This window comes from Pseudomonas sp. R1-1 (genome assembly GCF_051132135.1).
GTDB lineage: Bacteria > Pseudomonadota > Gammaproteobacteria > Pseudomonadales > Pseudomonadaceae > Aquipseudomonas.
The window spans coordinates 1,283,832-1,295,406 of sequence record NZ_CP071663.1; the positions used below are offsets into that span (position 1 = coordinate 1,283,832).

Consider the following 11,575-nt stretch of genomic DNA (forward strand, 5'->3'; position numbering starts at 1 on the left):
AGATAAAAACTTGTTCGGCTAACGAAATGCATTTGTGTAGGAGTGAGCCTGCTCGCGATAGCGGTTTTTCAGTCACTGGAGAGGTCGCCTGGAACACCGCTATCGCGAGCAGGCTCACTCCTACAGGAGGTTGCGTATTCTTTAGAACGACGACTGGATCTTGATCCCGCCGATCAGGGCGTCGTCGACGTCGTTCACGCCACCGGGGTGGCGGATGTATTGCAGGTTCGGGCGTACGGTCAGCCAGTTCGTCACGTGCACGCCGTAGTACAGCTCGGCGCTGTATTCGGTGTCTTGCGGTGGCAAAAAGGACGGATCGTCGTAGTCATACACGGCGTTGGCGCGGTTGCTCACTTCGGCGTTCTTGCGATAGGCCGGGTTGACGTGCACACGGGCCAGGGCGAAACCGATATCGTCCCTGGCGCGCGCGTCGAACGGGCCTTTATAGGTGAGGCCGGCCTGTACGTAGTTGTCGATCGCGTTGGTTTTCTTGTCGTGCATTGTTGCGTTGGCGAACACGCTCAGGCCACGGCTGTTGTCGCTGGCCACGCTGGTGATCTGCTGCTGGACGCCCAGCCACACGCCGTGTTTGCTCGACGCACTGCGATAGGCTGCGCCGCTGAGGGCCGCTGGTCGATCGTTCTGGTCTTTGTAAACGTCCGAAGCCTTGGCATTGCTGTAGTAGTAGCCGGCGCGGTATTCGCCCGGCAGGCCGTTGAGCTTCGGCGTCCACACCAGTTCGATCGGCAGGATGGCCCCTTGGGTGCCGCTGCCGCTGAGCTTGAAGCCATTGCCGCGATCGAGGTTCGACGGGTTCTGCTCGTAGGCGCCAACCTGTGCGTACAGCTCCGGGGTCAGGTGGTATTTGACCCGCAGCGCCCACTGGCTGACCGGCCAGTTGTACCAGATGCCGCCGACCCAGTTGCCGACCTGCGAGCCGCAGAACGCCAGGTTCTGGAAGTCGCAGGGGAAGCTGTTGAAGTCTTCGCCTTCGCCGAAGCGGCCGACCTTGATGTCGAGCTTCTGATCGAAGAACTTCTGCTGATACCACATCTGGGTCAGGCGGGTGGTCTGGCCACGGCCCCAGACTTCCTGGGCAGAGGTGAAACCACCGACCCGTGGATCGTTGATGCGGTCGTTGCTGATGTTGTTGCCGCTGCGCTTGGTGATGGTCAGCTGAAACTCGGCGGCGTCCCAACCGAGGATTTTCTGCAGGTCCAGGTGCGTGCCGAGGCCGAACTGGTCGCTGTAACGCGCGGTACGGTCATGGTCGTAGCCGCCGTGCAGGTTGCTGCCCATTTCGCCGGTGTAATCGAGTTTGAAGTCGTAGCCTTTTTCCGCAAGTTCAGTCCGCGTGCCGTTCCAGTCACCGAGCATGTACGGTGAGTCACTGTCGAACGCGGGCGCCGCCTGGGCGCACGTGGCGAGGCCCAGCGCAGTGCAGCCGCCAAGGATGCGCAGGGTGGAGATAGCGCTGTCTCGGGAGAAGGAAAAATCAGCCATGGATAAGTCTTTTTTTGATGTTTTGGGAGTGCAATTTCGGCGCTTCAATATGACGCAGGCAGTGAAGCGATTCAGCGGAAGGGCGGCAGGATAATGATCTGTAACAAATTGAGAAAGGGCTTTTGCAGACATGCAGCGTTTCGGATTCGGTAACAGTGCGGCAAACGGGCGCATTGTCGCTCGCTTGCCGGCCTGCGATGTTCTCGGGTTGACCTACATTTACAGTCAGGCCTTTCACCCGATCCCCCCCCTCGGCTAAGGTGCGCGGCTTTACGCATTTTCACTTCGCTCGAAGGCCTGGCATGAACGAACCAACCCCTGATCCGCTGCACGGCGTGACCCTTGAACAGATCCTCAACGCACTGGTGACCCACTATGAATGGTCGGGGCTGGCCGAGCGCATCGATATCCGTTGCTTCAAGAGCGATCCGAGCATCAAGTCGAGCCTGACCTTCCTGCGCAAGACGCCGTGGGCGCGGGAGAAGGTCGAGCGTCTTTACATCAAGCTGATGCGCACCAAGCGACCGCTTTGAGATGGACGCAATCTGGCGTCAGCGCCTGATCACCTGCGCCGCCGTTTTGGGCTGGGCCGGATTGGGCATTCAGTTGTACCTGATTTTCTTTGCGCGCTTGAGCGTTGGCGCCGGCCTGCTCGGCGGGCTAGTGAGCTTCTTCAGCTACTTCACGGTATTGACCAACACGCTGGTGGCCACGGTGCTGACTTGCGCCGTCACCCCGCGCGAATCGGCGGCGCGGCGCTGGTTCTTGCAGCCGTGGGTGAGCAGTGGGGTGGCGGTGAGCATCACCGTGGTCGGCCTTGCTTACAGCATTCTGCTGCGGCATTTGTGGCATCCCGAAGGCTGGCAATTCGTTGCTGACGAATTGCTCCACGACGTGATGCCGCTGCTGTTTCTCGGCTATTGGTGGTGCTGCGTCCCCAAAGGCACGTTACGCCTGTGGCATCTGCCGCTGTGGCTGCTCTATCCGTTGGTGTACTTCGTCTACGCCTTGCTGCGCGGGCATCTGCTTGGCGCGTATGCGTATCCGTTCATCGATGTCGCGGTGCTGGGTTATCCACAGGTGTTTATCAATGCCGGGGGGATATTGGTGGGGTTTGTGGTGGTGGGCCTGCTGGTGATAGGTCTGGATCGACGACGTTCAATGTAGGAGTGAGCCTGCTCGCGATGGCGGTGTGTCAGTCAACAGAAATACTGAATGTCAGACCGCTATCGCGAGCAGGCTCACTCCTACAAGGGGATGTGTATCAGTGGAATATCACTCGTCGTCAGAGCCCTCGGCACGCCAGTAGCCGGCGGCCTTGATGAATTGCTCATCGAGCCCGTGCTCATCGATCAGCACCCGGCGTATCTGCCGTGAGACTTTGGTTTCGGTCGCGACCCACGCATACAGATTGCCCTTGGGCACCTGCAATTGTTTGACGGTGGTCAGCAGGTTGTCCTTGCCACCCTCGCGCAACACCCAGATCACATTGACCTGCGCGGCGCTTTCCAGCCGTTGCTGCTCGGCGCCGTTTTCGATTTCCACGACCACCAGCGCCTTGCGATTGGCCGCCAGGCCTTCGAGGCGGCGGGCGATGGCGGGCAGGGCGGTTTCGTCGCCGATCAGCAGGTAGCTGTCAAAAATATCCGGCACGATCATCGAACCACGCGGGCCGCCGATGTGCAGAAACTGGCCGGGTTGCGCCTGTTCCGCCCAGGTCGACGCAGGGCCGTCGCCATGCAGGACGAAGTCGATGTCCAGCTCCATTTTGTCCAGGTCGTAGCGACGCGGAGTGTAGTCGCGCATTTCAGGCTTTGGACCTTCATCCTTGCCGGCGCCGAGCACCATCGTTTCCAGCGCTGCTGCCTGTTCGGCGTTCTGCGGGAACAGCAATTTCACGTGATCGTCCGTGCCCAGGCTGATGAATCCGGCGAGCTCCGGCCCGCCGAGGGTGATGCGGCGCATGCGCGGGGTCAGGTCGATCACGCGCAACACTTGCAGCTTGCGGCGTTTGATTTCATGCATGACGCGGTGAATGGTCTGAGTATCGACGGCGGTCATTCGGCATTCTCCGGTGCATGTCGAGCGGCAGGGCCGTCGACGATGGCTTTGGCGGTGTTGTTGAGCAGGTCGCGTACGCGCAGGATTTCTTCTTCGCTCCAGCGTCCGTGATGCATTTGCAGAGCGTGGCGCAGGTTGTGCACCGCTTCGTGGATTTCCGGCGGCCGGTCGTGGCCGCGCAGCGAGCGTTTGCTGACCTCGATGCGCATGCGTACGCCGTCCAGCGCCACCGCTTGTTCCTCAAGCGAGACACGACCGGCGTCGGTGACGCTGTAGCGTTTTTTGCCGCCCTCGGCGTCGCCGCTGATCAGTTCGCTTTCTTCGAGAAAAGTCAGGGTCGGGTAGATCACCCCGGGGCTCGGGCTGTAGGCGCCGTCGAACATGCTTTCGATCTGGCGGATCAGGTCGTAGCCGTGGCACGGCTGTTCGGCGACCAGCGCCAGCAGCAGCAATTTCAGGTCACCGGGGGCGAATACCCGCGGTCCGCGGCCACCGCGTTCGCGGCCGGGGCGACGGTCGAAACCGTCGCGGGGGTCACCGTGTTCGCGGTGGGGGGAATGATGGTCTCTCATTTCAGTCTTCTCTCGTCGTGTTTAGATACAACTTAAGATATATCTTAAGTCGGGTGCAAGACGTTTTTTCTCTGCGGTCTGCGTGGCTGACGAGCGGCAGGCGCCGGCGAAACGCAAGCACAGAAATTACGCAAGCGGAGCCACGCGCAATGACCGGAAAGTTAAAGTCATGGCTCTAGTTGCTGTAGAGTATAAGTTCTAAAAGTTGCGAAGTTACTGCCGGGGCGGGGCGAAGTTGCTGTATGGTTTTTTAACTAAAACTGTCTGTAGGGCATCGCTTACAGTTACTGTTTCGAATATCGCTATTTAGCTGTTTTTTCTTGCGGGTCATAGGGTTGTTTAACTACGAGGTTGTCGGAAGTTGCCTGCTTACATTCCAGAGCTAACAGCCGATGATGGCCACACATTGAAAGTTCAAGTTGATCTGGCTCAACTCGGGCGACGACTCGGGCAGTGTCTGCTTGAACTTTCAATGTTCATCCCCCTATCAAGTAAACAGGTACATAACGATGTTCAAGAAACTCGCAATCGCCGCTCCACTGGCTCTTCTGGCAATGACCTCCACTGGCGCATTCGCAGCCGGTGAAGCGTCGCACTCGATCAGCCTTGTCGCGCATGTGCCGACCAACGGTTTCTACGTCGTGCCAACCGACCCGGATCTGGTCAACAAGGACCAGGACATGAGCTACCAGCCGACTACCGGCAAGATGGCCGACGTCAATGGTTTCTTCGACGTGCGTAACAACAACGGTTCGGTACACGCCAGCCTCGAAAGTGCACCAAAACTGGTATCCGGCAGCACCTCGATCGACCTGCAGGTGATGCTCAACAACAAGGAACTGACCCTGACCCCGCAAATGGTCGTTGGTGAAGCCGAGTCTGACGTCAACTACCGCGCACCGCTGAAAATTTCTGCCAAGGGCAGCAACTTCCAGCCGGGCGATTACACAGGTTCCGTGGCAATGATCTTCGACGCCGTGCCACCAGTGGGCGGCAACTGATCACTTGATCAGTCTCTGAACGCTCGCTTTCACGCGTGGCGTCAACCGACGGGGCAGGCAGTGATGTGTGCCCCGCCGGACTTTTATTGTCAGTAAATCAGAGTACGAGTTCATGTTCCCGATGACCCCCATCGCGGCTGCGCTTGCGCGGTTGTTTTGTGCCAGCGCAGCCGTCGCATCCAACACCGCCGGTACCACGCCCCGCAGTCTGTTGGCACAGGCCAAAGGCTTGCCAGCGGATTTCGAGGAGCATTTCTTTGATGTGCCGCTGGCGGTGCGGGTCGAAGTCGACCAGCAGCCGCTGGGCGAAGCCATGGTGGTGTTGTCCCGCGATGATCGCATCACGCTTCTCGAATTCACCGACACCAGCGAAAACCGGTTCGGCCCGGCCGAGCGGGAAAAGTGGGCCAGTTATCTCAAGCCCGGCGTGCCCTTGGGTGGGTGCAGCGGTTCCTGCCCGGATCAGTTTCTGGCCGTGCACTACAACCTGGAAGACTCACTGGTTTCGATTGTCACCGAAAACGCCGAGCGCGACGTCGAGGCCAAGCGTTATTACGAGCAACCCAGCGGCGGCAGCAGCGGCCTGATGGTGCGCAATCAGCTCAACCTCAACGGCGGTCAGGATCAGGACCTCGGTGGGCGGTTCGGCCTTGAGGCCAGCGCGAGCCTGGGCAACTGGAGCCAGACGCTCAACCTGCAAATGGCCCGTCTCGGCGGCCCGGACGACAAGCTCTATCACGCCGTCCACGAGTTGCACACCCAACGCGAACTGCAAGGCAGTTTTGTCCGTCTGGGCTATTTCACCCCCAATTCCGAAGGGCTGACTCGCCAACCGCGCACGTTCGGCACCAGCCCCGACACCGCTGTCGGCGTGATGTACGGCAGCTCCGACAGCCTGGCCATCAACAGCCCGATGCCCAGCGTGTACCCGATCTATGTCACCGCCAATCGTCAGGGCTCGGTAGAGATCTGGCGCGACGGCTTGCTGATCAATACGCAATCGGTGCCAGCCGGGTTGCAGACCCTTGATACCCGGCCATTGCCCGGCGGGATCTACGAAGTGGAAGTGCGCCTGATCGAAGACGGCCAGATCACCTCCACCACTCAGGAGCTGGTGTACAAGCCGAGCAACTGGCGCAACCTCGACGAACGCTGGCGCTACAACCTGTTCGCCGGCGAAGAAAGCAAACTGCTGAGCAACTGGGATACGCAATCGAGCGGCAGCCCGACCGCCGGCGCGGCGGTAAACTACCTGCTGCATCCGCGGGTGATTGTCGGCGCATCGGCGCGGCAGATCCGCGAAAAGCTGCAGTACGGCACGTCCATCGACTGGACGCTGGCCAATCACGTCAGCCTCTACGCCAACGTCTACAAGACCGAGGATTACGGCACCGGTCTCGATCTGCAGAGCCTGTACAACTACGGCGCCGGCAGCATTGTCGTCAGCCACAACCGCAGCTGGCTCGACACCACCAACACCTACGACACCTTGCCCGATGGCACGCGCATCCGCCCGCGCAATGTGTTCGTCGGCCAGACCAGCAATTCCTCGCTGGCGCTCAACCATCGCGTCAGCAGCAAGAGCTCGGTGAATGCCCGAGTGGCCCACAGTGAGGGCAATGTCGAGGGCTTCGGTGTCGACCTCGGCTGGACTCAGCGCACCACGCTGCTGGGCAGTGACGCCAGTTGGCGCCTGTCGATCTTCGATCGGCCGGGCAGCTACAGCAGTGGCGATGCGCGCAATCGTGGCGTCGACTTGAGCATCAACCTCGCGCTCGGTGCGCCCGGCCAGCAGATCACCGGCAGCATCGGCTCGCGCACCGCCCGCGATGGCCAGCGCGACAACAACGCCTCACTCGGCTGGCGCCGGGACTTCAAGGATCACGTCCTGCAAAACGTGTCGCTCACCGCGCTCACCGACACCTATGGCCTGGGCATGTCCGGCCTGACCAACTTCCGCACCGATGCGGTCAATGGCGACGCGTTTGTCCAGCGCTCCTCGTACAACGGCAATTACACCGGCGGCCTCAACGTCGACAGCACGTTGGTGATCGGCGGCGAAAAAATGCTCCTGACCAGCCAGAGCGAAGTGCGCGGCGCCGGGCTGATCGTCGACGTCGAATCGGACATCGACGACATCGTCCTGCGCGCCGATGACTACAGCGGTGGCGGTGCGGCGTTGAAGCCGGGGCGCAATTTCATTCCGATCACGGCGTACCAGAACAGCTCGGTGAGTTTCGACTTCGAGGGCAACAACGTACCGGCCGCCTCCATCGAACCGGCGCGCACCCGCTACCACCTGAACAAGGGCGGCGTCGAGTACCGCAAGGTGCGCGTGATGAAAACCTTCACCGTGCTCGGTCGACTGGTCAATGCCCAGGGTCAACCGCTCAAGGGGCACCACGTGATCAACCACGCCAGCCGCGGCGTGACCGAAGTAGACGGGTTCTTTTCGATGGAAATGAACGCCGGTTCGCCGACCCTGGAAGTGCGCCAGGGCAATCGGTTGCTGTGCCAGTTCCGCCTCAACGAGGCCGACCATCGCAGTGAAAACAATGTGCTGATGATCGGTGATCTGCGCTGCACACCGGATACGTTGGCGGATGTTGCATCCACTGAACAGAAGGCGGGTTGATTCTATGAGAATAATCACCATCGGTTGCGCATTGGCGTTGGCGCTGAGCGCGTTTCCGGTAAAGGCCTTGAATCAGGAAATTCGGGCGTTGTTTCAGCCCGATCCTGCGCAGCCGAGCAAGAACCTGTTCGTCAATCAGACGCCCAACAGTGGGTATTGCGTCAATTTCCCCACCCAATGTGCGGCCAACAACATATTCAGTATCGAACTGCCCATTCGTTACAGCTCGACCCGCGCGATCATGCCTGGGGAGGACGTTTCGCTGCGCGTGCCTGCGGGCTGGCGACCCTTGACGGTCACCAATATGGACACCCAAGAAACGGAAGTCGTCGAAGTGCGGGTAACCGGCATCGGCTCCCGATTTGTTCTGGGCGATACCGTGAAAAATCTGACGGGGGTCGAGCAGCCCACGGGCCATGACATCCTCTGGACGTCGCAGTCTGGCTGGCTCTACGCACCGGCACCTTGCCTGGGCTCCGGCGTCGCAAGCTACAGCGATGTCAGCTATCGATTTTTCTGGCGCACGCCCGTTGAAGCTGCGTGCACCAAGACGGCGGCTTTTCGCATTCCGTCGATGTACTACGAGACGATTGATTTTGCCTACGAGCTGAAAACGCCCAACCCGTTGGGCATGAGCAGCGGTTTGTACACCGGATCCCTGAACTACATCATGGCGCCCGGCGGTGATTTCGATATGGGCACTATGTTCCAGCCCGACGACAGCAACCTGACCCTCGACTTCGTCCTCGACGTGCAGCACACCCTCAAAGTCGACCTGCCGCCCGGTGGCAACAACGTCACTCTGGAACCCGAAGGCGGCTGGGCGCCATGGATAAACAGCGGGCGCAAGCCGAACAGGATTTTCCGCGATCAGCCCTTTCACATTTCGGCGTCCTCACGCTTCAAGGTGATGATGCTGTGCAGTTCGAGTGGAGGGAATGTCTGCAGGCTGGGCAGCACGGAAGGTAACACTACAGAGGTCGAGGTGTTCATGACCTTGCCGCCGGGCATCACCCACGGTGGTGGCCTTGAGGTCAAGCGGCTACCCCTGCGCTTCAACAACTGGATCGGGCCATTTCAACCAGGCCTTTATCTGGACCGCAAACCCGGTGCGATTCATTTCGAAATGACGCGGTTTGCCATCGATATTCTTCTCAGGCCCGGCGTCAACGACCGCCTGCGCGGCAACGTCACCATCATCTGGGATTCGGAAGCATGAGCCTTTCAGTCCGCGTCTTCGCACCCATTCAGGAGTTTTCAACGATGAACCGTGGTTTTCTGCTGGGCGTGCTCAGCCTGTTTTGCCTGACTGCACAGGCCGGTCCGCAGATCAATGTCGGCACCGTGTACGACTATCTCGACGCCGATAAGAGTACCTACCTCAAACGCGTGTTCAACAGCGGCGACGCCACCGCGTTCGTGAAAGTCAACGTGCTGGAAATCGTCTATGCCGCCGACGGCACCTCGCAGGAAATCGCCATCGAAAACGCCGCCGACGGCGCCTCGCGCAATGGCCTGATGGCCAGCCCGGCGCGGTTGATCGTGCCGGCCCAGGGCATGCAGGGCACGCGCCTGTTGTACATGGGCGAACGTGAACGCGAGCGCTATTTCCGCGTGCGCTTCGTGCCGGTGGTGCCGGAAAAGGAAGATGAGTTCGTGGTCACCAACGAAGAGCGCGAGGACTACAAAAGTTCGCTGTCGGCCGGGGTCAACGTCATGACCGGCTTCGGCACGATCTTCTTCGTACGGCCAAAAGACGCACGTTTCGACACCGTGATCAACGACAGCCCCAGCCGCTACGAACTGCGCAATAACGGCAACACGGTGATCATCGTCGATGAGTTCAAGAGCTGTTCGCTGACCAGGGACAGCGATTGCGGCGCGACCACCAAGCACCACGTGCTGGCCGGCAAGACTTTCGCCTTCGACAAGGAAAAGGACCGCGAATACCGTTTTTTCCTGATCGAAGGGGCTGACAAAAAGGCCCTGAAAATCGCCAGTCGCTAGGGCTGTTTCCACTGACGCATCGGGTAATCAACATGATCAAGCAATGCACCGCCGCCGCGCTGATGCTCGCCACCGGGCTGACCGGCGCGCTGGCGTGGGCGGCCCGGGAAGAGCACACCTTCGAAGTGTCGCTGACCATTCCCAGCCGGCCGTTTTATGTCATTCCTGCCGAGCCGGACTGGATTCACCGACCGCAGCGGCTGGACTGGGATTATCCCAAGGCCACCCTGGGTAGCCTCCAAAAGAACTTCGACGTGCACCACGACAGCAGCGCCATCGATGCGCGTCTGCTGTTCGATCCGTACCTGGAAAACGGTCGGCCCAACGAGGTGATCATGCTGCGGGTCACGTTCAACAATGTAGAGCTGAGTTCGCAGCCCGTTGCCCGGCAAGTGGTCTCCAGGGAAGAGGCCGCCGCTGGCAAACGCGTGGCGTTGAAGATCGAGCCTATCGAGCCGGCCGGCGGTTATCGCTCGGGTGACTACAACGGCAACGTGCTGCTGATGTTCAGCGCTGCCGCGCCGGCCGGGGAACTGGAGCCATGAGTTTCAGGCGATTTCAACGATGAATAAAATCACCTTGGCGCTGGGGTTGCTGTTGATGGCGAGCGTCCCTGAGGCGCAGGCGTTGAATCAGGAGATTCGCGCACTGTTCCAGCCTGACTCGTCTAAGCCTACCAAGAACGCGTTCGTCAACCAGACGCCGAACAGCGGTTATTGCGCGACACATCCGACCGAATGCGCCAACTTCCGCATGTTCAGCATTCGCGTACCTGCGCGTTTCACCTCAAGCCGCTACGTCGGCATTTTCGACTCGGTCGGTGTAAAAGCCCCCGCCGCCTGGCGCAATCTGACCGTGACCAACACCCAGACCCAGGCCACGGAAATGCTCGCGGTGCGCATCATCGGGCTTGGCTCCAACTATGTGCTGAGCCACCCGGCCATGCGTCTGGCCGGTGGCAGCACGCCGCTTGAAGCGCATGGCAGGCTGTGGACGACAAACAGTTGGGTCAACGGCGTACCGGGCCCGTGCACCTACAGCGGCGTCGCCGAACATGGCCCGGAAACCTTCCGGTTTTTCTGGAAGACTCCGTTCCAGGCGATGTGCGCAAAGGTCCCGGCCTACCACATTCCCGGAATGTCGTTCGATACGCTGGATTTCGCCTACGAAATGCTGACGCCCAATCCGCTGAGCATGGCCTCCGGTCGTTATGTCGGCTCGCTGACCTACACGCTTGGCCCCGGTGGCGACTTCGACATGGGGCCACTGATGCAGGCGGACGATCCCGCCCTGACCCTGGACTTCGTCCTCGACGTGCAGCACACCCTGAAAGTGGATGTCCCTTCAGGCGGCAATCACATCGTGCTGGAGCCGCAGGGCGGCTGGCGCAGCTGGCTGGAAAACGGACGCAAGCCTGTTCGGCTATATCGTGATCAGATCTTTCATATTTCCGCGTCGTCGAAGTTCACCATGAAACTGGAATGCGAGCACAGCATGGGCGTGGGCTCTGGCTGCGCCATTATTGACCGCGAAAGCCGTTACGGCGGGGCGGTCGATGTCAGCGTCAGCCTGCCCAACGGTCTGACCGACAGCGCCGGTCAGCCGGTCAAACGTTTTCTGTTGCGGCCGCAGACCAGTCCGGTATTTCAGCCGAGCATCTACGTCGACCGCAAACCGGGAACGCTGCATTTCGAAATCGACAAGAACTACATCGACCTACTGATCGACAACGCCAAGGGCCGACCTTACCAAGGCAACATCACAGTAATCTGGGATTCGGAAGTCGGTTAGGAATT

General features: G+C 60.1%; 11 protein-coding genes. 8 read left to right on the forward strand and 3 right to left on the reverse strand.

All coding sequences use genetic code 11. The features are described from left to right. Positions 1-141: 141 nt before the first annotated feature. The gene (locus J3P75_RS06010) at positions 142-1,503 is read right to left on the reverse strand and encodes a carbohydrate porin (RefSeq protein ID WP_434709630.1); all 1,362 of its coding nucleotides are present in this window, start codon (positions 1,501-1,503) and stop codon (positions 142-144) included. A gap of 302 nt (positions 1,504-1,805) precedes the next feature. Here J3P75_RS06010 and J3P75_RS06015 point away from each other — a divergent pair, with 302 nt between their 5' ends. Both J3P75_RS06015 and J3P75_RS06020 read left to right on the forward strand, forming a co-directional pair. Continuing rightward, positions 1,806-2,036, forward strand: a complete 231-nt coding sequence (locus J3P75_RS06015; protein WP_203419364.1) for a VF530 family DNA-binding protein — start codon at positions 1,806-1,808, stop codon at positions 2,034-2,036. 1 nt (position 2,037) lies between these two features. Next, positions 2,038-2,670: a Pr6Pr family membrane protein gene (locus J3P75_RS06020; RefSeq protein WP_434709631.1), complete on the forward strand. Its 633-nt coding sequence runs from the start codon at positions 2,038-2,040 to the stop codon at positions 2,668-2,670. A 108-nt stretch (positions 2,671-2,778) separates the two neighbouring features. On the opposite strand, the gene J3P75_RS06025 is transcribed toward J3P75_RS06020, so the two are convergent. Next, positions 2,779-3,564 carry a siderophore-interacting protein gene (locus tag J3P75_RS06025; RefSeq protein WP_434709632.1) on the reverse strand — a complete coding sequence of 262 codons (786 nt, stop codon included), beginning with the start codon at positions 3,562-3,564 and terminating at the stop codon, positions 2,779-2,781. Then, positions 3,561-4,136 (reverse strand): PadR family transcriptional regulator, encoded by a 576-nt coding sequence (locus tag J3P75_RS06030; protein ID WP_434709633.1) that lies wholly within the window; start codon positions 4,134-4,136, stop codon positions 3,561-3,563. The genes J3P75_RS06025 and J3P75_RS06030 overlap by 4 nt, the downstream gene beginning before the upstream one ends. 509 nt (positions 4,137-4,645) lie before the next feature. Between J3P75_RS06030 and J3P75_RS06035 the strand changes: the two genes are divergently transcribed. The 6 genes from J3P75_RS06035 to J3P75_RS06060 all read left to right on the forward strand — a co-directional run bounded on the left by J3P75_RS06035 (position 4,646) and on the right by J3P75_RS06060 (position 11,570). Further along, complete coding sequence (locus tag J3P75_RS06035; protein WP_093098665.1) at positions 4,646-5,137, forward strand: CS1 type fimbrial major subunit; 492 nt, start codon at positions 4,646-4,648, stop codon at positions 5,135-5,137. A 112-nt stretch (positions 5,138-5,249) separates the two neighbouring features. Further along, positions 5,250-7,772 (forward strand): CS1-pili formation C-terminal domain-containing protein, encoded by a 2,523-nt coding sequence (locus J3P75_RS06040; RefSeq protein ID WP_434709634.1) that lies wholly within the window; start codon positions 5,250-5,252, stop codon positions 7,770-7,772. A 4-nt stretch (positions 7,773-7,776) separates the two neighbouring features. Next, complete coding sequence (locus J3P75_RS06045) at positions 7,777-8,991, forward strand: hypothetical protein (RefSeq protein ID WP_434711215.1); 1,215 nt, start codon at positions 7,777-7,779, stop codon at positions 8,989-8,991. A gap of 44 nt (positions 8,992-9,035) precedes the next feature. After that, entirely contained in the window at positions 9,036-9,779 is a 744-nt protein-coding gene (locus J3P75_RS06050; protein WP_434709635.1) for a molecular chaperone, read from the forward strand. 32 nt (positions 9,780-9,811) lie between these two features. Continuing rightward, entirely contained in the window at positions 9,812-10,324 is a 513-nt protein-coding gene (locus tag J3P75_RS06055; RefSeq protein WP_434709636.1) for a CS1 type fimbrial major subunit, read from the forward strand. 19 nt (positions 10,325-10,343) lie between these two features. Continuing rightward, a complete protein-coding gene (locus J3P75_RS06060) occupies positions 10,344-11,570 on the forward strand; it encodes a hypothetical protein (RefSeq protein ID WP_434709637.1) in 1,227 nt (408 codons plus the stop codon). Positions 11,571-11,575 lie beyond the last annotated feature (5 nt).